The organism is Pseudomonas hormoni, assembly GCF_018502625.1.
Classification (GTDB): domain Bacteria; phylum Pseudomonadota; class Gammaproteobacteria; order Pseudomonadales; family Pseudomonadaceae; genus Aquipseudomonas; species Aquipseudomonas hormoni.
The window spans coordinates 6,115,142-6,136,573 of the sequence record NZ_CP075566.1 but is presented as its reverse complement, the minus strand read 5'-3'; the positions used below and the strand labels follow the sequence as shown (position 1 = coordinate 6,136,573).

At 60.5% G+C, this 21,432-nt stretch carries 19 protein-coding genes; 13 read left to right on the top strand and 6 right to left on the bottom strand.

The features are described 5' to 3' along the window. Positions 1-179 precede the first annotated feature (179 nt). The 3 genes from KJF94_RS28550 to rpmE all read right to left on the bottom strand — a co-directional run bounded on the left by KJF94_RS28550 (position 180) and on the right by rpmE (position 2,676). Entirely contained in the window at positions 180-1,448 is a 1,269-nt protein-coding gene (locus tag KJF94_RS28550) for a malic enzyme-like NAD(P)-binding protein (protein WP_214380299.1), read from the bottom strand. A 182-nt stretch (positions 1,449-1,630) separates the two neighbouring features. Next, positions 1,631-2,431 carry a thermonuclease family protein gene (locus KJF94_RS28545; protein WP_214380298.1) on the bottom strand — a complete coding sequence of 267 codons (801 nt, stop codon included), beginning with the start codon at positions 2,429-2,431 and terminating at the stop codon, positions 1,631-1,633. Positions 2,432-2,445: 14 nt separating this feature from the next. Next, positions 2,446-2,676, bottom strand: a complete 231-nt coding sequence (rpmE, locus tag KJF94_RS28540; protein ID WP_214380297.1) for a 50S ribosomal protein L31 — start codon at positions 2,674-2,676, stop codon at positions 2,446-2,448. A gap of 369 nt (positions 2,677-3,045) precedes the next feature. Between rpmE and KJF94_RS28535 the strand changes: the two genes are divergently transcribed. From KJF94_RS28535 to KJF94_RS28490, 10 genes are all read left to right on the top strand, one after another. Then, positions 3,046-5,265, top strand: coding sequence for a primosomal protein N' (locus KJF94_RS28535; protein WP_214380296.1), 2,220 nt, complete (start codon positions 3,046-3,048; stop codon positions 5,263-5,265). Positions 5,266-5,536: 271 nt separating this feature from the next. Then, positions 5,537-7,273 carry an arginine--tRNA ligase gene (argS, locus tag KJF94_RS28530; protein WP_214380295.1) on the top strand — a complete coding sequence of 579 codons (1,737 nt, stop codon included), beginning with the start codon at positions 5,537-5,539 and terminating at the stop codon, positions 7,271-7,273. 1 nt (position 7,274) lies between these two features. After that, on the top strand, positions 7,275-7,973 hold the full coding sequence (locus KJF94_RS28525) for an SPOR domain-containing protein (protein WP_214380294.1): 699 nt from the start codon (positions 7,275-7,277) through the stop codon (positions 7,971-7,973). A gap of 284 nt (positions 7,974-8,257) precedes the next feature. Then, positions 8,258-8,788 (top strand): ATP-dependent protease subunit HslV, encoded by a 531-nt coding sequence (hslV, locus tag KJF94_RS28520; protein ID WP_007899242.1) that lies wholly within the window; start codon positions 8,258-8,260, stop codon positions 8,786-8,788. A 55-nt stretch (positions 8,789-8,843) separates the two neighbouring features. Beyond that, on the top strand, positions 8,844-10,181 hold the full coding sequence (gene hslU / locus KJF94_RS28515) for an ATP-dependent protease ATPase subunit HslU (RefSeq protein ID WP_214380293.1): 1,338 nt from the start codon (positions 8,844-8,846) through the stop codon (positions 10,179-10,181). 205 nt (positions 10,182-10,386) lie between these two features. Then, a complete protein-coding gene (locus KJF94_RS28510; protein WP_017336111.1) occupies positions 10,387-10,767 on the top strand; it encodes a gamma-butyrobetaine hydroxylase family protein in 381 nt (126 codons plus the stop codon). A 259-nt stretch (positions 10,768-11,026) separates the two neighbouring features. Further along, a complete protein-coding gene (phaC, locus tag KJF94_RS28505) occupies positions 11,027-12,706 on the top strand; it encodes a class II poly(R)-hydroxyalkanoic acid synthase (protein WP_214380292.1) in 1,680 nt (559 codons plus the stop codon). A 144-nt stretch (positions 12,707-12,850) separates the two neighbouring features. Next, positions 12,851-13,705, top strand: a complete 855-nt coding sequence (phaZ, locus tag KJF94_RS28500; RefSeq protein WP_214380291.1) for a poly(3-hydroxyalkanoate) depolymerase — start codon at positions 12,851-12,853, stop codon at positions 13,703-13,705. A gap of 130 nt (positions 13,706-13,835) precedes the next feature. Next, on the top strand, positions 13,836-15,518 hold the full coding sequence (phaC, locus tag KJF94_RS28495; RefSeq protein ID WP_214380290.1) for a class II poly(R)-hydroxyalkanoic acid synthase: 1,683 nt from the start codon (positions 13,836-13,838) through the stop codon (positions 15,516-15,518). A gap of 59 nt (positions 15,519-15,577) precedes the next feature. Next, positions 15,578-16,198 carry a TetR/AcrR family transcriptional regulator gene (locus KJF94_RS28490; protein WP_017336107.1) on the top strand — a complete coding sequence of 207 codons (621 nt, stop codon included), beginning with the start codon at positions 15,578-15,580 and terminating at the stop codon, positions 16,196-16,198. Between the two features lie 190 nt (positions 16,199-16,388). On the opposite strand, the gene KJF94_RS28485 is transcribed toward KJF94_RS28490, so the two are convergent. From KJF94_RS28485 to KJF94_RS28475, 3 genes are all read right to left on the bottom strand, one after another. After that, positions 16,389-17,225, bottom strand: a complete 837-nt coding sequence (locus tag KJF94_RS28485) for a phasin family protein (protein WP_214380289.1) — start codon at positions 17,223-17,225, stop codon at positions 16,389-16,391. A gap of 10 nt (positions 17,226-17,235) precedes the next feature. Next, positions 17,236-17,658, bottom strand: coding sequence for a phasin family protein (locus KJF94_RS28480; RefSeq protein ID WP_214380288.1), 423 nt, complete (start codon positions 17,656-17,658; stop codon positions 17,236-17,238). Positions 17,659-17,936: 278 nt separating this feature from the next. After that, the gene (locus tag KJF94_RS28475; protein WP_214380287.1) at positions 17,937-18,212 is read right to left on the bottom strand and encodes a polyhydroxyalkanoic acid system family protein; all 276 of its coding nucleotides are present in this window, start codon (positions 18,210-18,212) and stop codon (positions 17,937-17,939) included. A 155-nt stretch (positions 18,213-18,367) separates the two neighbouring features. On the opposite strand from KJF94_RS28475, the gene ubiE reads away from it, so the two are divergent. The 3 genes from ubiE to ubiB are packed head-to-tail and all read left to right on the top strand — an operon-like array spanning position 18,368 to position 21,362. After that, entirely contained in the window at positions 18,368-19,138 is a 771-nt protein-coding gene (ubiE, locus tag KJF94_RS28470; RefSeq protein WP_007948968.1) for a bifunctional demethylmenaquinone methyltransferase/2-methoxy-6-polyprenyl-1,4-benzoquinol methylase UbiE, read from the top strand. Then, a complete protein-coding gene (locus KJF94_RS28465; protein WP_214380286.1) occupies positions 19,138-19,761 on the top strand; it encodes a ubiquinone biosynthesis accessory factor UbiJ in 624 nt (207 codons plus the stop codon). Before ubiE ends, KJF94_RS28465 begins: the two co-directional genes overlap by 1 nt. Next, a complete protein-coding gene (gene ubiB, locus KJF94_RS28460; protein WP_214380285.1) occupies positions 19,758-21,362 on the top strand; it encodes a ubiquinone biosynthesis regulatory protein kinase UbiB in 1,605 nt (534 codons plus the stop codon). Before KJF94_RS28465 ends, ubiB begins: the two co-directional genes overlap by 4 nt. Positions 21,363-21,432 lie beyond the last annotated feature (70 nt).

Below are 21,432 nucleotides of genomic sequence, written 5' to 3'. Positions count from 1 at the left end.
GTATTCGCGCTGACTGTCCCGGCCACTTCGCGGGCAAGCCTCGCTCCTACAGGGATAGCACCGAACCTGTAGGAGCGAGGCTTGCCCGCGAAGAGGCCCTCACTGGCTACACAAACTTGCAGGCAAAAAAAAGCCCCGACTCACAGAGCCGGGGCTTTTGGCTGAAGCGCTACAACGGCTTAGCCGTTGAACACGTCATCCACGCTTTTCAGCGGGTAGTTCTTTGGATACGGCAGGGTTGCCACACCAGTCTCGATCGCAGCCTTGGCCACGGCATCGGAGATCACGGTGATCAGGCGGGCATCCATTGGTTTCGGGATGATGTACTCACGACCGAATTCCAGCTTGATGCCGCCGTAGGCGTCGCACACTTCCTGAGGCACTGGCAGCTTGGCCAGTTCACGCAGAGCATTGGCCGCCGCCACTTTCATTTCTTCGTTGATGCGCTTGGCGCGAACGTCCAGGGCACCACGGAAGATGAACGGGAAGCCCAGTACGTTGTTGACCTGGTTCGGGTAGTCCGAGCGGCCGGTCGCCATGATCACGTCGTCGCGGGTAGCGTGAGCCAGTTCCGGGGAGATTTCCGGATCCGGGTTCGAGCACGCGAACACGATCGGGTTGGCTGCCATGGATTTCAGGCCTTCAGGGCTCAGCAGGTTCGGACCGGACAGGCCAACGAACACGTCTGCACCGGTCAGGGCGTCAGCCAGGGTGCGCTTGTCGGTCGCGTGAGCGAAGACAGCCTTGTACTGGTTCAGGTCGTCACGGCCGGAGTGGATCACGCCGGTGCGGTCAACCATGTAGATGTTTTCGATGTTGGCGCCCATGCTCACCAGCAATTTCATGCAGGAGATGGCAGCGGCACCGGCGCCCAGGCAGACGATCTTGGCGTCGGCGAGGGTTTTGCCAGCGATTTCCAGGGCGTTGATCATGCCGGCCGCGGTCACGATCGCGGTGCCGTGCTGGTCATCGTGGAACACTGGAATGTCGCACTGCTCGATCAGAGCGCGTTCGATCTCAAAGCACTCAGGTGCCTTGATGTCTTCCAGGTTGATGCCACCGAAGGTGATGGAGATGCGCTTGACGGTGTCGATGAAGGCTTGCGGGCTTTCGGAATCGACTTCGATGTCGAACACGTCGATGCCGGCGAAGCGCTTGAACAGAACACCTTTACCTTCCATCACTGGCTTGGAAGCCAACGGGCCGAGGTTACCCAGGCCCAGAATCGCGGTGCCATCGGAAATGACTGCAACCAGGTTGCCTTTGCCGGTGTATTTGTAGGCCAGTTCAGGATCGCGAGCGATTTCGCGTACTGGTTCGGCTACGCCGGGGCTGTAGGCCAGCGACAGGTCGCGGGCGGTAGCGGTGGCCTTGGTGAGCTCGACACTCAGCTTACCTGGACGAGGATGGGCGTGATATTCGAGAGCGGCAGTTTTCAAATCAGACATGGGGGCATTCCGCTTTTACTGTTGGACAGACTGGTCAGCGAGGATACGCGCCTCGCAAAGTCCCCACAAGACTGACCAGTCACCCCTGTCAAGCGCCCGGCCCTACGACTTTGGGCCAAGAGCCACGGAACACAAGGGATAGACTGTTCACAATCGAAATAAAAAATGTCTACAATTCTTTATCAGGGTGCCGTTTGCAGCATCGCCGGATCGGTCAACGGCAGGAGCCAGCGCGCCTGCCCCGGTTTCAACCCGCCACGGCGGGAACGGTCCACGACCCAGCCACGTGCCTCGATCTGCTTGCCCTTCAGGCGTTCCAACGCCACGGCATCGAACTGCCCCAGCAAATTGGGTGCAACACGCAACACAAGCGCATCCTGCAACTCGATCCAAACGCCGCCACGATTGCGTTGAACCTTGCTCACACGCCCACTGACCACAGCGAAACCGGACGCATTGATCTGCTCCGCGTTCAGTACAGGTGACTGACGCCACACGCCGAGCCCGGCCTGCCGCGCGCTGCGTTCCGCCGCTTGCTGACAGGTGACCAGATCGACATTCGGTGCGACCGCCACCTGAAACCCAAGGCCCTCAGCGAGCATCTGCGCTTCGAGGTTGACGCCATCAGCGCCATAGAGATGCGCAAGGGTGCGACCGTAGTGATCCTTGCTCTCTTTACCCGGGAGCATGCCGACCCGCCCGTCACTGGCGGCCACCAATGCTTCCAGACGTTTGCGCGCCGCCACGGCGAACGGCTCGTCGGAACGGCCCTGCTTGCCCAGCTCGGGCGTGTTCAATCCGATCATGCGCACACTACGGCCATCGTTCAGGCGCACGGTGTCGCCATCCACCACGCGCTGCACCGCGACCGGCGTCAGACCATTCGGCAACGGGCAGAAGGCCTGTGCGCCCGAAAGCCAAATCGCGGACACAAAAAAGGCGCCCGCAAGGGACGCCTTTTTCATTAGCAAGGTAAAGCCCATGGGGCTTTCGAACCTTACTCTGCTGCAGCAGCAGGTTTCTTGCCGAAAGCACCGAAACGGTCTGCGAAGCGCTGAACGCGGCCGCCAGTGTCCAGAGTCTTCTGCTTACCGGTGTAGAACGGGTGGCACTCGTTGCAAACGTCGATCGGCAGAGCTTTGCCGAAGGTCGAACGAGTTTCGAACTTGTTGCCACAGCTGCAAGTAACAGCAATGACTGGATAATCTGGATGGATTTCAGCTTTCATGGTGTCTTCCTCGGGCTGCGTGCCGCCACCCAACACTATTGTTGAATACCGCACGTAATTAGGCCGCGGATTCTACCAGACAATCTCAATCACGCAAGCTGTCGCCAGGACCGACCGTCTGCTAGGCTCCCGACCCAAACGCCGTCTCTGTGGTAGCTAACTGTGGCGAGGGGATTTATCCCCGTTCGGCTGCGAAGCAGTCGTAAATCCTGTGACTACGGTTTTTCTGAAACACCGTAATCACAGGTTCAGGGCCGCTTCGCGGCCCAACGGGGCGGTGCGACGTGTCGCTAAATCCCCTCGCCACACAGGCTCGCTCCCACAGGTCACTACCTGCTGATTATTTTTTCGCTATCGAGATCCCCCCGCGTGCCCAACGCCATTCTGCGCCTAGCCTTGCCTTCGCCCCTGCGCCGTCTGTTCGACTACCGTGCCCCGGCCGGCGTCCTGCGCGCCCAGCTGCAGCCTGGCATGCGCCTGCGGGTGCCATTCGGCCGGCGGGAGATGATCGGCATTCTGGTGGAGGTCACCGACACCAGTGAAGTCCCGGCAGAAAAACTCAAACCGGCCCTGGCCCTGCTCGACGCAACGCCACCCTTGCCGCCAGCGCTGTTCAAGCTGTGCCTCTGGACCTCCCAGTATTATCAACACAGCCTCGGCGACACCTTGAGTTGGGCGCTGCCGGTGTTGCTGCGCCAGGGCGAGCTGGCCGAAGCACGCCAGGAACGCTTCTGGTCTGCCGCGCCCGGTGCCAGCCTCGATGACCCGCGCATTGCCCGCGCGCCGCGTCAGCGTGAGGCGCTGGCGACGCTGGCCCAACATCCCCACGGCGTCGCTCATCAATTGCTGAGCAAACTGATGCTGAGCAAGGACAGCCTCGATCTGCTGCTGGCCAAGGATCTGGTGCAAGTCGAAATCCGCAAGCACGCTCCCGGCGCGCGCCACGAGCATTGGCTGGCGCAACCCGAGTTGCCGCTCAATCCAGAACAGCGCGCCGCGTATGAAGCAATTCGCGCCGGTTTCGACAGTTATCACGCGTTCCTGCTGGCCGGTGTCACCGGCAGCGGCAAGACCGAAGTCTATTTGCAGTTGATCCGTGAAACCCTCGAAGCCGGCAAGCAGGCGCTGGTGCTGATCCCGGAGATCAACCTTGGCCCGCAAACCCTGGCGCGCTTCGAGCAGCGGTTCAATGCGCGCATCGCGCTGATCCATTCGGCGGTCAACGACCGCGAGCGCCTTGAAGCCTGGCTCGCCGCCCGGGATGGCGACGCCGACATTATTATCGGCACCCGTTCCGCGCTGTTCACACCGATGAAGAACCCCGGCCTGATCATCATCGACGAAGAGCACGACGGCTCCTATAAACAGCAGGAAGGCCTGCGCTATCACGCCCGCGACCTGGCATTGGTGCGCGCACGACAGGAAAACATCCCGATCGTGCTCGGCTCCGCCACGCCTTCGCTGGAAAGCCTGCACAACGCCTACACCGGTCGGTATGGCCTTCTACGCCTGAATGAGCGCGCCGGTGGCGCCAAGCAGCCGCGATTCCTTCGTCTGGATGTGAAAAGTCGCCCGCTCGACAGCGGCATTTCCGGGCCAATGCAGCAAGCCATCGGTCAAACCCTGGCAGCCGGCCAGCAAGTGCTGGTGTTCCTCAACCGCCGAGGTTTTGCCCCAACCCTGCTTTGTCATGACTGTGGCTGGATGTCCGAATGCCAGCGCTGCGATGCGCGGATGACCGTGCACCAGCGCTCCGGCGAACTGCGCTGCCACCATTGCGGCTACGTCGAGCGCGTGCCCCGGCATTGTCCGAAATGCGGCAAGGTCGATTTGCGGCCCGTCGGCGCCGGCACTGAACGCGCCGAAGAACGCCTGGCCATTTTGTTTCCGGACGTTCCTGTGCTGCGGGTCGACCGCGACAGCACATCGCGCAAGGACGCAATGAATCAGCTATTCGCGACGATTCAGAAAGGTCAGCCGTGCATCCTGGTGGGCACGCAGATGCTTGCCAAAGGGCACCACTTTCCACGGGTGACGCTGGTGTCGATTCTCGACGCCGATGGTGGATTGTTCTCCGGCGACTTCCGCGCCAGCGAGCGCATGGCGCAGTTGATCGTTCAGGTAGCCGGCCGTGCGGGCCGGGCTGAAGAGCCGGGCAAGGTGATTATCCAGACACATCTGGCGGACCATCCGCTGCTGGTGCAACTGACCGAACAAGGCTATTTCGCCTTTGCCGAGCAAGCGCTGAGCGAGCGGCGCTCTGCCGGTTTGCCGCCGTTTGCGCATTTGGCGCTGCTGCGGGCGGAAGCGCACAAACCGGGGCAGGCGGAAGGGTTTCTGGATGAAGCGTGCAGTGAGGCCGAACGTTTGCTGGCAGAACAGAATCTGACCGGGATTGAATTGCTCGGCCCGGTGCCGGCGCCGATGGAGCGTCGGGCCGGGCGTTATCGCGCGCAGTTGTTGTTGCAGGCGACGGCTCGGGCGCCGCTGCACCGGTTGCTGGCCAGTTGGCTTTTGGTGCTGGAGCAAATGCCGAGTGGGCGGGCGGTGCGGTGGTCGCTGGATGTCGATCCTGTGGATTTGTATTGATACCCGACCTGTGGCGAGGGAGCTTGCTCCCGCTCGGTTGCGAAGCAGCCGCAAAACAGCCAACCGAGAACGTCCAGACAGGTTGATGCGCCTGATTCAGGGTCGCTACGCGCCCCAGCGGGAGCAAGCTCCCTCGCCACAAGGTAATCATCCGCCGTAAGTCCGCAATGAACCTACAATGGTTGGCAAGCCCGCCTTCGCAACGGATAATGCCCAGTTTTTCCACCAGCGCATTGAAGCGCCGCCGCGCTTGCGGTCGAAAGAGAAGACCATGAAAGACACCATTCGCCAGCTGATCCAACAAGCCATCACCCAACTCGTCAACGAAGGTGTGTTGCCTGAAGGCCTGTCGCCGGCGATCCAGGTGGAAAACTCCCGCGACAAGAAGAACGGCGACTTCGCCAGCAATATCGCCATGATGCTGGCCAAGCCTGCGGGCATGAAACCGCGGGATCTGGCCGAGAAAATCATCGCCGCACTGCCGGCCGACGAGAACGTCACCAAGACCGAAATCGCCGGCCCCGGCTTCCTGAACTTCTTCCAGAACACCCAGGCCCTGGCCACTCGCCTCGATGCCGCTTTGGCTGACGCGCACGTCGGCGTGCGCAAGGCAGGCCCGGTGCAGCGCACGGTTGTCGACCTGTCCGCACCGAACCTGGCAAAAGAGATGCACGTCGGCCACTTGCGCTCGACCATCATCGGCGACGGCGTGGCCCGCGTGCTGGAATTTCTCGGCGACGAAGTGATCCGCCAGAACCACGTTGGCGACTGGGGCACCCAGTTCGGCATGCTGATGGCGTATCTGCAAGAAAACCCGATCACCAGCGACGAGCTGTCCGACCTGGAAAACTTCTACCGCGCCGCCAAGCAACGCTTCGACGAATCCGAAGAGTTTGCCGATCGCGCCCGTGGCCTGGTGGTCAAGCTGCAGGCCGGCGATGCCGACTGCCTGGCGCTGTGGACCAAGTTCAAGGACATCTCGCTGTCCCACTGCCAGAAAATCTACGAACTGCTGAACGTCAAACTGACCATGGCCGACGTGATGGGCGAAAGCGCCTACAACGACGACCTGATCAACGTGGTCAACGACCTCAAGGCCGCCGGCATGCTGGTCGAGAGCAATGGCGCCCAGTGCGTGTTCCTCGACGAGTTCAAGAACGCTGACGGCGACCCGCTGCCAGTGATTATCGTCAAGGCCGATGGCGGCTACCTCTACGCCACCACCGACCTGGCGGCCGTGCGTTATCGCAGCGGCAAGCTGAAGGCTGATCGCGCGCTGTACTTTGTCGACCAGCGCCAGGCCCTGCACTTCCAGCAAGTGTTCGCCGTTGCCCGCAAGGCCGGTTTCGTGACGCACCCGATGGAAATGGAACACATGGGCTTCGGCACCATGAACGGCGCCGATGGCCGTCCATTCAAGACACGTGACGGTGGCACCGTGAAGCTGATCGACCTGCTGACCGAAGCCCAGGAACGCGCCTACACATTGGTGAAGGACAAGAACCCGGAACTGGCCGAGGCCGAGCTGCGCAACATCGCCAAAGTCGTGGGCATCGGCGCGGTGAAATACGCCGACCTGTCCAAGCATCGCACCAGCGACTACAGCTTCAACTTCGACCTGATGCTGAACTTCGAAGGCAACACCGCGCCGTACCTGCTGTACGCCTACACCCGCGTGGCCGGTGTGTTCCGCAAGCTCGGCAAGGACTTCAGCGAAGTCGAAGGGCAGATCGTCCTTGAAGCCGTGCATGAACATGAGCTGGCGGCAAAACTCGCGCAGTTCGGTGAAATACTGAACAACGTGTCCGAGAAAGGCACCCCGCACATCCTCTGCACCTACCTGTACGACGTTGCCGGCCTGTTCTCCAGTTTCTACGAGAACTGCCCGATCCTCAGTGCTGAAACCCCGGCGCAAATGCAAAGCCGCCTGCGCCTTGCCGCGCTGACCGGTCGCACTCTCAAGCAAGGCCTGGAACTCTTGGGTCTGGAAACTCTGGAGCGTATGTAAGTTGGCTGCCAAGAAAAAACCTGCACCCAAGCGTGGCGCCAGCCGTTACCAAGCTCCTGCAAAGCAACCGATCCCGGGCTGGCTGTGGATGGCGATCGGCCTGACGGTCGGCGCGTTCATTGTGTTCCTGATGAAGCTGGAGCCGGGTAAAGGCAGCGAGAGCGTCAAGCGCGAGAAGATCGAGCAGCAGAAAGCCACCAAGATCGCGGAGGCCAACAAGACCCCGCCGAGCCCGACGCAACCCGTGAAGCCGAAGTACGACTTCTATACCTTGCTGCCGGAATCGGAAGTCATCGTTCCGCCGGATGCCGTGCCGGAGAAAACCCCGCCGACGCCGGCCGTACCGACCACGCCGGTAACGCCAGCGGAAGCGGCGAAGATCGACACCGCGCGCGCTCAAGCGGCATTGTCCGGCATCACTCCGCCACCGCCGCCGCCCGTGGCCAAGGCCGCGCCGGTGACCAAGTTCTTCCTGCAAGCCGGCTCGTTCCGTAAGGAAGCCGATGCGGACAAGGTCCGTGCGCAGATCATCTTGCTCGGTCAGGCTGTGGCGGTTGAATCCGGCACGGTTAAAGACGAGACCTGGTATCGGGTGCTGGTCGGGCCGTTCAGCAACCGTGAACAACTGACCACCGCGCAGAAGCAACTGGCCGGCGCCGGGTTCAGCAACCTGTTGTTACAACAACGCCAGAACCGCTGATCCCGTCACAACCTGCTTTTGTGGCGAGGGAGCTTGCTCCCGCTCGGCTGCGAAGCAGTCGTAAATCCGGCCATCGCGGTCAGTTTGGCGGATCGCGATGGCCGGATTTGGGAGCGCTGCGCACTCCAGCGGGAGCAAGCTCCCTCGCCACAGGTTCACTTTCACCCTCCTTCGCAAATAAAACACCGCTCGTCCCCCGCCAAGTCCCGCAGTTGAAAAACGCTCCACCACCCCCATATGAGTTGGCATAAGGCATTTTCGCCCCGCTGCGTGGAGACTCTCCCTTGACCACCATCGTTTCAGTTCGCCGCCACGGCAAAGTCGTCATGGGCGGCGACGGCCAGGTTTCTCTCGGCAATACCGTGATGAAAGGCAACGCGAAGAAAGTTCGTCGCCTGTACCACGGTCAGGTGATCGCCGGTTTTGCCGGGGCCACCGCTGACGCCTTCACCCTGTTCGAGCGCTTCGAAGGCCAGCTCGAGAAACATCAGGGTCACCTGGTTCGCGCCGCCGTCGAACTCGCCAAAGAATGGCGCACCGACCGCTCCCTCAGCCGCCTCGAAGCCATGCTCGCGGTCGCCAACAAAGACGCGTCCCTGATCATCACCGGCAACGGTGACGTGGTTGAGCCCGAAGAAGGCCTGATCGCCATGGGTTCCGGTGGCGGTTACGCCCAGGCCGCCGCCAGCGCGCTGCTGAAGAAAACCGATCTGTCGGCCCGCGAAATCGTCGAAACCGCGCTCGGCATCGCCGGCGACATCTGTGTATTCACCAACCACACCTTCACCATTGAGGAGCAGGACCTCGCCGAGTAAGCCTGTTCCGGCCTTAGCGCCACGGCTCACTTTTGCTTGAGGACCGCCAATTACTATGTCCATGACTCCCCGTGAAATCGTCCACGAACTCAATCGCCATATCATCGGCCAGGACGATGCCAAGCGCGCCGTCGCCATCGCGCTGCGTAACCGCTGGCGCCGGATGCAACTGCCGGAAGAGCTGCGCGTTGAAGTAACGCCAAAGAACATTCTCATGATCGGCCCGACCGGTGTCGGTAAAACCGAGATCGCCCGTCGCCTGGCCAAACTGGCCAATGCGCCGTTCATCAAAGTCGAAGCGACCAAGTTCACCGAAGTCGGCTACGTCGGTCGCGACGTCGAGTCGATCATTCGTGATCTGGCTGACGCCGCCATCAAGCTGCTGCGCGAACAGGAAATAACCAAGGTTCGCCACCGCGCCGAAGACGCCGCCGAAGAGCGCATCCTCGACGCCTTGCTGCCACCGGCGCGCATGGGCTTCAACAACGATGACGCCCCGTCGGCCGACTCCAACACCCGCCAGCTGTTCCGCAAGCGACTGCGCGAAGGTCAGCTGGATGACAAGGAGATCGAAATCGAAGTCGCCGAAGTGGCCGGCGTCGATATCTCCGCGCCACCGGGCATGGAAGAAATGACCAATCAGTTGCAGAGCCTGTTCGCCAACATGGGCAAGGGCAAACGCAAGAGCCGCAAGCTCAAGGTCAAGGAAGCGCTGAAACTGGTCCGCGACGAAGAAGCGAGCCGCCTGGTCAACGATGAAGAGCTGAAGGCCAAGGCGCTGGAAGCGGTCGAGCAGCACGGCATCGTGTTCATCGACGAAATCGACAAGGTGGCCAAGCGCGGTAACTCCGGTGGCGTTGATGTGTCCCGTGAGGGCGTACAGCGCGACCTGCTGCCACTGATCGAAGGCTGCACCGTCAACACCAAACTGGGCATGGTCAAGACCGACCACATCCTGTTCATCGCCTCCGGCGCGTTCCACCTGAGCAAGCCGAGTGATCTGGTGCCTGAGTTGCAAGGTCGCCTGCCGATCCGTGTCGAGCTGAAAGCGCTGACGCCTGAAGACTTCGAACGCATTCTCAGCGAGCCGCACGCATCGCTCACCGAGCAATATTGCGCACTGCTGAAAACCGAAGGCCTGGCCATCGAGTTCCAGCCGGATGGCATCAAGCGCATCGCCGAGATCGCCTGGCAGGTCAACGAGAAGACCGAGAACATCGGTGCCCGTCGCCTGCACACCTTGCTTGAGCGACTGCTCGAAGAGGTGTCGTTCAGCGCCGGCGACCTGGCCAGCGCCCACGACGGCAAGGTGATCCTGATCGACGCCGACTACGTCAACAGCCACCTGGGCGAATTGGCGCAGAACGAAGACCTGTCCCGTTATATCCTGTAGGTCACATTCTGTGTGAGCGGGCTTCTGTGGCGAGGGAGCTTGCTCCCGCTGGGTCGCGAAGCGACCCCAAAATCGGCGAATGCGGTCTGTCAGCACAACCCATTCGCCGGATTTACGACTGCTGCGCAGCCGAGCGGGAGCAAGCTCCCTCGCCACAGGATCACCCGCCGACACAGGGCCTCCATTCAGACGGACGACCGGCCCCATGACGACCCAACTCCCCACCGACATCAAACTGCACAAAGCCTCGAAAACCCTGTCGCTGAAATACGCGTCCGGCGAGGAGCATCACCTGCCCGCCGAGTTCCTGCGCGTGCACTCTCCTTCCGCCGAGGTCCAGGGCCACGGCAAACCTATCCTGCAATTTGGCAAGATCGGCGTAGGCCTGACCAAGGTAGAACCGGCCGGTCAGTACGCACTGAAATTGACCTTCGACGATGGCCACGACAGCGGCCTGTTCACCTGGGACTACTTGTACCAGTTGGGCGTGCGTCAGGAGGATCTCTGGAACGATTATCTTGCCGAACTGAAAGCGGCCGGAAAGACCCGCGACCCGAACGAGTCTGTCGTCAAGCTGATGCTCTAGCCCGAGCCTCTTGCGCTTTAGAGGGCATTTTCTAATTTCATCTGTTTGAATGCTTGGCCGCGAGGTCAGTCATTAGCCTGCTTGCGAAAAAAATTAAACTCGGGTAACCAATGGAGCTGGCAAGTTCCCTGCAGTGCTCTCTGCGAACAAAAAGCAGTGATGCAGAATTAACGGTCACCCGAGCAGTAGTACCTGGCATTGGCTGTGTACTTACACAGCTGGACCCTGGTACTCGTCTCAGGACAATGGAGCGTCGTAGATGAGTAACAAGAATAACGATGACTTGAAGTATCAGGCCTCGGAAAATACGTTGGGGCTGAATCCTGTCGTTGGGCTGCGTGGAAAGGATCTACTGGCTTCTGCTCGAATGGTGCTCAGGCAGGCCATCAGGCAACCGGTTCATAGCGCCAGGCATGTCGCTCATTTCGGCCTTGAACTCAAGAACGTGCTGTTCGGCAAATCCGAGCTGCAACCGACCAGCGATGACCGTCGCTTCCACGATCCGGCCTGGAGCCAGAACCCGCTCTACAAACGTTATCTGCAAACTTACCTGGCGTGGCGCAAGGAACTCCACGACTGGATCGACGACAGCAACCTCGGGCCCAAGGATGTGGCACGCGGGCACTTCGTGATCAACCTCATGACCGAAGCCATGGCCCCGACCAACAGTGCGGCCAACCCGGCGGCGGTCAAACGCTTCTTCGAAACCGGTGGCAAGAGCCTGCTCGACGGCCTCTCGCACCTGGCCAAGGATCTGGTGCACAACGGCGGTATGCCGAGCCAGGTCAACATGGGTGCGTTCGAAGTCGGCAAGAGCCTGGGCGTGACCGAAGGCGCGGTGGTGTTCCGCAACGACGTGCTGGAGCTGATCCAGTACCGGCCGACCACCGAACAGGTGCACGAGCGCCCATTGCTGGTGGTGCCGCCGCAGATCAACAAGTTCTACGTCTTCGACCTGAGCCCGGACAAAAGCCTGGCGCGTTTTTGCCTGCGCAATCATGTTCAAACCTTCATCGTCAGCTGGCGCAACCCGACCAAGGAGCAACGCGAGTGGGGCCTTTCGACCTACATCGAAGCGCTCAAGGAAGCGGTCGATGTGATCACCGCGATCACCGGCAGCAAAGACGTGAATATGCTCGGTGCCTGCTCCGGCGGTATCACCTGCACCGCGCTGCTGGGCCACTACGCGGCGATCGGCGAGAACAAGGTCAACGCCCTCACCCTGCTGGTGAGCGTGCTGGACACTACCCTGGACAGCGACGTGGCGTTGTTCGTCGACGAGCAAACCCTCGAAGCCGCCAAGCGCCATTCTTATCAGGCCGGTGTGCTGGAAGGCCGTGACATGGCGAAGGTGTTCGCCTGGATGCGCCCCAATGACCTGATCTGGAATTACTGGGTCAACAACTACCTGCTCGGCAACGAGCCGCCGGTGTTCGACATCCTGTTCTGGAACAACGACACCACACGATTGCCCGCCGCGTTCCACGGCGACCTGATCGAGCTGTTCAAAAACAACCCACTGATTCGTCCGGATGCACTGGAAGTGTGCGGCACGCCAATTGATCTGAAGCAGGTCACGGCGGACATCTTTTCCCTGGCCGGCACCAACGACCACATCACGCCATGGAAGTCCTGCTACAAGTCGGCGCAACTGTTTGGCGGCAAGGTCGAGTTCGTGTTGTCCAGCAGCGGGCACATCCAGAGCATTCTGAACCCGCCGGGCAACCCGAAATCACGCTACATGACCAGCGTCGAGATGCCATTGAAGGCTGAGGACTGGCAGGAAAATTCCACCAAGCACACCGACTCCTGGTGGCTGCACTGGCAGGCGTGGCAAGCGGAACGTTCGGGCGAACTGAAAAAAGCTCCGACAAAACTGGGCAACAAGGCTTATCCCGCGGGTGAAGCAGCACCAGGCACTTACGTACACGAGCGGTAACTGACACACCCGCCCCCTGTAGGAGCGAAGCTTGCTCGCGAAAGCGGTCATTCATTCAACGTAGCTTTCGACTGATCTGACGCCTTCGCGAGCAAGCTTCGCTCCTACAGGGGACCGGGATAATTAACCCACAGGGCTTGAAGCATGCCGCAACCGTTCATTTTTCGTACCGTCGACCTGGATGGCCAGACCCTCCGCACGGCGGTACGCCCCGGCAAGCCTCACTTGACGCCCTTGCTGATTTTCAATGGCATCGGCGCCAACCTGGAGCTGGTGTTTCCGTTCGTCGCGGCGCTGGACCCGGACCTCGAAGTCATCGCTTTCGATGTCCCGGGTGTTGGCGGTTCGTCGACACCGAACCGGCCGTATCGTTTTCCGGGCCTGGCCAAACTCACGGCGCGGATGCTCGATTATCTCGATTACGGGCGAGTCAACGTGATCGGTGTGTCGTGGGGTGGCGCCCTCGCCCAGCAGTTTGCTTACGACTATCCCGAGCGCTGCAAGAAACTGGTGCTGGCGGCCACGGCGGCGGGTGCGGTGATGGTGCCGGGCAAACCGAAAGTGTTGTGGATGATGGCCAGCCCGCGACGCTACATCCAGCCCTCTCATGTGATTCGCATTGCACCAATGATCTACGGCGGCTCGTTCCGACGCGATCCGACACTCGCCGCCAGCCATGCGGCAAAAGTGCGTTCGGCAGGCAAGCTCGGTTACTACTGGCAGCTGTTCGCCGGCCTCGGCTGGACCAGCATTCACTGGCTGCACAAGATCAACCAGCCGACGCTGGTACTGGCGGGAGACGACGATCCGCTGATCCCGTTGATCAACATGCGTGTGCTGGCCTGGCGGATTCCCAATGCTCAGCTGCACATCATCGATGACGGTCATCTGTTCCTGATCACCCGCGCCGAGGCCGTGGCGCCGATCATCATGAAGTTCCTCGAGGAAGAAAGGCAGCGCGCCGTGATGCATCCGCATCCTTTGCCATCTGGCGGTTAACCGCCGCCGACTTTTTGTTTACGAAAAAGGGTCGGCAGGACGTCGCGCCGCGCAACAACCCGTTACAGCGTCTATGGTGTTCTGGTTCGGTGTATTTGTTTTTGGCCTGAAGACGAAGGAGTGTTGAGTCATGCGCGAAAAACCAGCGAGGGAGTTTTTGCCCACTCCCGCCGCGTTCATCAACGCACAGAGTGCGATTACCGGCCTGCGTGGTCGGGATCTGATGTCGACCCTGCGCAGTGTTGCCGCCCATGGTTTACGCAACCCGGTGCACAGCGCCCGACACGCCTTGAAGCTGGGCGGTCAATTGGGGCGGGTGTTGCTGGGCGAGACCCTGCACCCGACCAACCCGCAGGACAGTCGCTTTGCCGACCCGGCCTGGAGCCTCAACCCGTTCTATCGCCGCAGCCTGCAGGCGTACCTGAGTTGGCAGAAGCAGGTCAAAAGCTGGATCGACGAAAGCAACATGAATCCGGACGATCGCGCCCGCGCCCACTTCGCGTTCGCCTTGCTCAACGACGCGGTTTCACCGTCCAACACCCTGCTCAATCCGCTGGCGATCAAGGAGATTTTCAACTCCGGCGGCAACAGCCTGGTGCGCGGCATCAGTCATCTGTTCGATGATTTCCTGCACAACGACGGCCTGCCCAGGCAGGTCACCAAACAGGCATTCGAGGTTGGCAAAACGGTCGCCACCACCACCGGCTCCGTGGTGTTTCGCAATGAGCTGCTGGAGCTGATCCAGTACAAGCCGATGAGCGAGAAGCAGTATTCCAAACCGCTGCTGGTAGTGCCGCCACAGATCAACAAGTACTACATTTTCGACCTGAGCCCGAGCAACAGCTTCGTTCAGTTCGCCCTGAAAAACGGCCTGCAGACCTTCATGATCAGTTGGCGCAACCCGGATGTTCGCCATCGCGAGTGGGGCCTGTCGACCTACGTCGAAGCCGTGGAAGAAGCGATGAATGTGTGCCGGGCGATCACCGGCGCCCGTGAAGTCAACCTGATGGGCGCCTGCGCCGGCGGGCTGACCATCGCCGCGCTGCAAGGTCATTTGCAAGCCAAGCGGCAGCTGCGTCGGGTATCCAGCGCGACCTATCTGGTGAGCCTGCTCGACAGTCAGATGGACACGCCAGCGACGTTGTTCGCCGACGAGCAAACGCTGGAGGCCGCCAAGCGCCGGTCGTACCAGAAAGGCGTACTGGACGGGCGCGACATGGCCAAGGTCTTCGCCTGGATGCGCCCCAACGATTTGATCTGGAGCTACTTCGTCAACAACTACCTGCTGGGCAAGGAGCCGCCGGCGTTCGACATTCTCTACTGGAACAACGACAACACGCGTCTGCCGGCAGCCTTTCACGGCGACCTGCTGGACTTCTTCAAGCACAACCCGCTGAGTCATCCGGGCGGTCTTGAAGTGTGCGGCACGCCGATCGACTTGCAGAAAGTCACCGTCGACAGCTTCAGCGTCGCCGGCATCAACGACCACATCACCCCGTGGGATGCGGTGTATCGCTCGACGCTGCTGCTCGGTGGCGAGCGGCGCTTCGTGCTGTCCAACAGCGGGCATGTGCAGAGCATCCTCAACCCGCCTTCCAACCCGAAAGCCAATTTCATCGAAAGCACGAAACTGAGCGGCGATCCCAGGGCCTGGTATTACGACGCCAAGCAAGTCGACGGCAGCTGGTGGACGCAATGGCTGGGCTGGATCCAGGAACGCTCGGGCGCGCAGAAAGAAACCCACATGGCGCTCGGCAACCAGAACTATCCACCGATGGAGGCGGCACCCGGTACTTACGTGCGCGTGCGCTGACGCTCAACACACCACGGCCGGCATCGGCCGTGGCATGACCTGATCATTAAGAAGACTGGATGAAAACCCGCGACCGGATCCTCGAATGTGCCCTGCAGTTGTTTAACCAGAAGGGCGAACCGAACGTCTCCACCATGGAAGTTGCCAACGAAATGGGCATCAGCCCGGGCAACCTCTACTACCATTTCCACGGCAAGGAACCGCTGATTCTCGGACTGTTCGAGCGCTTCCAGGCGGAGCTCGCGCCGCTGCTCGATCCGCCGTCCGACGTGGAATTGGCCCCTGAAGACTATTGGCTGTTTCTGCATTTGATCGTGGAGCGCCTGGCTCATTACCGGTTCCTGTTCCAGGACCTGTCGAACCTCGCCGGGCGCCTGCCGAAACTGGCCAAAGGGATACGCAACCTGCTCAATGCACTGAAGCGCACGCTGGCTTCATTGCTGGCGCGGTTGAAGGCTCAGGGGCTGTTGGTCAGCGACACGCAGGCGCTGGGGCAACTGGTGGAGCAGATCACCATGACGCTGCTGTTCTCGCTGGATTATCAGCGGATTCTGGATCGTGAGGGTGAGGTGAGGCTGGTGGTGTATCAGATCATGATGCTGGTGGCGCCGCATCTGCTGCCGCCGATCAAGGTCGCGACCGAGCAGCTGGCTTTACAGTATCTCGAAGAACACGAATAACCCTGACCACCGCCAACCCTGTGGGAGCGGGCTTGCCCGCGATAGCTATTTTCCATTCAACATCAATGTTGAATGTTATGGCCTCATCGCGGGCAAGCCCGCTCCCACAGGGGACTGCGGTACTCTCACAACCATGCACAAACAAAAACGCCCGACCTTTGCAGGCCGGGCGCTTTTTTGAGCCCTGAAATCAGGACTGACTGGTTGGCGTCGATGGAGCTGACGCGGCAGTCGGGGTTGCAGCAGGGGTCGGCGCGGTAGCAGAGTTCGATGTGCTGACCGGAGTCGACGGGGTTGCCGGTTTGGCGGCAGCCACTGCTGGTTTCGGTGCAGCGGCTTTCGGCGCTGCCGGTTTTTTCACTGCTGGCTTCTTCGCTGCGGCAGGTTTTGCCGCTGGCTTGGCTGCCGGTTTGGCGGCTGCGGTTTTCGCTGCAGGCTTGGCAGCTGGTTTAGCTGCGGCTTTGGCGGCGACCGGTTTGGCCGCTGGCTTGGCTGCTGCAGGTTTAGCTGCGGCAGTTTTGGTTGCTGGTTTAGCGGCCGCTTTTGCCAGTGGCTTGGCAGCCGTTTTGGCAGCAGGCTTGGCCGCTGCGGTTTTCGCCGCAACTGGCGCAACCTTGGCACCGGTGAGTCGTTCGATTTGCTTGGTCAGGGTATCGACCTTGCTGTGCAGCGCTTTCACTTCGTTACGGCTTGGTACACCCAGGCGCGAAATGGCGCTGTTCAGGCGCTTGTCGAAAGCCCCTTCCAGCTCATCCCACTTGCCCAGCGCACGATCTTTCACGCCACTGATGCGCGACTTGGCCGAGGAAGCGGAGTCCTTGACGTCGTCGACTTTTTTGCCGACAGCGTTCTTGGTGAGCTTCTCGGCTTTCTCGCCGTCTTTGACCAATGTATCGAAGAGCTTGCTGCCGTCAGTGTCGATCTTCGAGTACACGCCTAAACCAGCCAGCCAGATTTTGCGGGAGTAGTCTTCGACTTTCCCAATCCACGAGCTGCCTTCTTTTTCGGTGTTCTTTTTACCAGCCATCCCGTTCTCCTTAAGATTTACGCGCGACGCGTTCGAGCAATGCCGTCAGCTCATCGAGCTTAGCAGAGAGTGTCTCAACGTCATGTTTAGACGGAATGCCGATACGATTCAAGGCACTTGCAACACGCGAGTCAAAAGCCTTCTCGACCTTGTCGAGTTGAAGTTCAACCTTGCCTTTGAATGTGCTCACTTCACTCTTGGCTTCATCGATCTCGGCGTTAGCCGCTTCAAGTTTCTCGGCGACTACCTTTTTGCCTTTGGTTTCAACGGTTTGACCCGCCTTGACCAACTCTTGAAAGTACTCGCTGCCCTCTTGGCCGACCTTGGTGTAGGCACCCAGGCCTGCCAGCCAGATCTTGCGGGCATAGGATTTGACGTCGCTCAGAGCGGTTGTCGAAGCGTCGATTTTTTTCTTCAAAATTACTTTGGCCATGGTGCACCTCACGCGCAGAAGGTTTGAGGAACTGCCCGCGAAAGTGTCGGGCTCATGCACAAAGTAGGGAGAAAAATTAGAAACGGCACCCTAACAACTGACATAAACAGGTGCTGCATGACCGAGATCAATTGTGGCGAGGGAGCTTGCTCCCGCTCGACTGCGCAGCAGTCGCAAACAGGCGAACCGAATGTCCCTGAGAATATGCGGTGCCGGCGTTGGGGGCGCTTCGCACCCCAGCGGGAGCAAGCTCCCTCGCCACAGGTGTAGGTTCGTTCTCAGGTGAGGGCTTTATCGAGCGCCTTTTCGATTTCCGATTTGATCATGCCGCTCATGGCCGACATCATCAGGCCCAGCTCCACATCGACGCGGATCGAATCTTCGCTGACATGCACCGCGCCTTTCACCCCGGAACGCTTGAGGTTCAAGGTGTCGCCAGACCACTGCGGCTCCAGGCCATATTGATCGGACAGCTTCTGCGCCAACTGATCGGCCTTCTCTCGGGCCGCTTCCTTGCCCAGGCCGTGGGCACGCTCAACACTAATACGGGCCATCGAATGACTCCTGCTTTATGGATACTTTCCTGAAGCATCTTGACCGCCGCTGCGGCAAAACGTCCCGGTGATTGCCTATCTTACCTTCAGCCTTGCCAAGACAAAGCAGGCCACCGGGATTAGAATGTCCCGCATTCTCTTCTGGTGACAGCGATATGACTGATCAGCGCAAAGGCAGCGATGCCGAACCCACCACTCACTTCGGTTTCAAAAACGTTCCGGAAAGCCAAAAAGCGGAAAAAGTCGCTGAGGTTTTCCACTCGGTAGCCGCCAAGTACGACTTGATGAACGACCTCCTGTCGGGCGGCATGCACCGTCTGTGGAAGCGTTTCGCGATCGAGCTGTCGGGCGTGCGCACTGGTAACCGCGTGCTGGACATTGCCGGTGGCACCGGCGACCTGACCAAGAAATTCTCGCACCTCGTGGGCCCGACCGGCCAGGTGGTGTTGGCCGACATCAACGAATCCATGCTCAAGGTCGGCCGTGACCGCCTGCTGGATCTCGGCGTGGCCGGCAACGTCGAATTCGTCCAGGCCGATGCTGAAAAGCTGCCGTTCCCGGACAACCACTTCGACTGCGTGACCATCGCCTTCGGCCTGCGCAACGTCACGCATAAAGAAGATGCCCTGCGTTCGATGCTGCGCGTACTCAAGCCGGGCGGCCGTTTGCTGGTGCTGGAATTCTCCAAGCCGACCAACGCGCTGATGTCCAAGGCCTACGACGCCTACTCGTTCGCCTTCATGCCGTTGATGGGCAAGCTGATCACCAACGATTCGGAAAGCTATCGCTATCTGGCCGAATCGATCCGCATGCACCCGAATCAGGAAACCCTGAAGTCGATGATGGTCGAGGCCGGTTTCGACCGCGTGACCTATCACAACATGACCGCAGGCATCGTCGCCCTGCACCGTGGTATCAAACCCTGATGTTGCTGGCCGGACTGCTCGCCAGCGTTGAACTCGGTCTGAACCGGGTGCTGCGCCTCGACAGCACGGCGCTGCCGCGGCTGGCGCATTTGAGCGGCAAGGTGATTGCCGTCGACTGCCGCAGCCCGGCGCTGCAACTGTTCATCCTGCCCAGCGACGAAGGCTTGATGCTCGCATCCCACTGGGAAACCGGTGCCGACTGCACCTTGCGCGCACCGGCCTCAAGCCTGCTGAAACTGGCGTTGAGCAAGGACAAGACCTCGGTCCTGCATGCCCCTCAAGTTGAACTCGACGGCGACAGCGGCGTGCTGCTGGAACTGGCGGCGATCCTTCAGGATCTCGAACTGGACTGGGAGTACGAACTCTCGCGCTGGCTCGGCCCGGTCGCCACGAACCTGGTCGGCGGTCACCTGCGCAGCCGCGCACGCTGGTATCAGCAAGGGTTCGCCAGCCTCAATCAGAACCTGGGCGAATACCTGGCTGAAGAATCGCGCACCCTCGTCGGTCAGCGCGAAGCCGAAGCCCGTTTCAGTGAACTGGACCAGATCAAACTCGATCTGGAACGACTCGAGGCGCGTTTCGAGCGCCTTTCCCGATCCCTCGACCCAAGCGATAACGCATGAAGCTGCTTGCCGTCCGCCGTTTGTTGCGCATCCAGCGCGTTGTGATTCGCTACCGCCTCGATGACCTGCTGTTCGCCCTCCCGCTGCCGTGGTTTCTGCTGGCGCTGCGCTTCGCCTTGCCGTGGCGCTGGTTCCCGCGCAAGACGCTGGACCTGAGCCGCGGTGCACGATTGCGCCTGGCGCTGCAGGACCTGGGGCCGATTTTCATCAAGTTCGGGCAGATCCTGTCCACCCGCCGCGACCTGTTGCCGGAAGACATCGCCGACGAGCTGATGAAGCTTCAGGACCGCGTGCCGCCGTTCGATTCGCAAGTGTCGGTCAAGCTGATCGAAGAACAGCTCGGCAAGAAAATCAGTGAAGTGTTCAGCCGCTTTGACGTCGAACCGCTGGCTTCTGCTTCGGTGGCACAGGTGCATGCCGCGCAGCTGAAAACCGGTGAAGAAGTCGTCGTCAAAGTCATTCGCCCCGGTCTGAAACCCATCATCGCGCAGGATCTGGCGTGGCTGTTCATCCTCGCCCGCGCCGCGGAAAAACTCTCCGCGGACGCACGCCTGCTGCACCCGGTGGACGTGGTCAGCGACTACGAAAAAACCATCTACGACGAACTCGACCTGTTGCGCGAGGCGGCCAACGCCAGCCAGCTGAAACGCAACTTCGAAGGCTCGCCGCTGCTATATGTGCCTCAAGTCTATTGGGACTGGTGCCGGCCGAAAGTGCTGGTGATGGAGCGCATCTACGGGATTCAGGTGACCGATCTGGCGACCCTCGCCGACCAGCGCACCGACATGAAAATGCTCGCCGAGCGCGGCGTGGAGATCTTCTTCACCCAGGTGTTCCGCGACAGTTTCTTCCACGCCGACATGCACCCCGGCAACATCTTCGTCAGCACCGTCAACCCGTGGAGCCCGCAGTACATTGCGATCGACTGCGGCATCGTCGGCAGCCTGACCCCGGAAGACCAGGATTACCTGGCGCGCAACCTGTTCGCGTTCTTCAAGCGTGATTACCGTCGTGTGGCGCAATTGCACATCGATTCGGGCTGGGTGCCGGCGGAAACCAAACTCAACGAATTCGAAGCGGCGATCCGTACCGTGTGCGAGCCGATCTTCGAAAAACCGTTAAAAGATATTTCATTCGGCCAGGTGCTGATGCGCCTGTTCCAGACGGCTCGACGCTTCAACATGGAAGTGCAGCCGCAACTGGTGCTGCTGCAAAAAACCCTGCTGAACATCGAAGGCCTGGGCCGTCAGTTGTACCCGGACCTCGATTTGTGGAACACCGCCCAACCGTTCCTCGAACGCTGGATGCGTGAGCGCGTCAGCCCCAAAGCCTTGCTCGGCAACGTGCAGAGCCAGTTCGAACAGCTGCCGCACCTGGCCAATATGGCCCGCGATCTGCTCGAGCGCATGTCCCAGCCCCACGCCTACGACCCGCCGCCACCGTGGCATCGGCGCCGGGACGACTGGTTCCTGCGTCTGCTCGGCACAGCCCATCTGGCTGGCGGCGCAATACTCGCCGCTGGCGGGCCGCTGAATGAACTGGCTTACTGGCCGGCCGGAATCATGATGGCCGTCGGTTTGTATCTGGTCGTTCGCCGATAGCCAGTTGTGTGATCCACTGGCACACTGTTTGAACGTTGGGCTCTGCTAATGAAGTGCGGGGCCCGCTGTC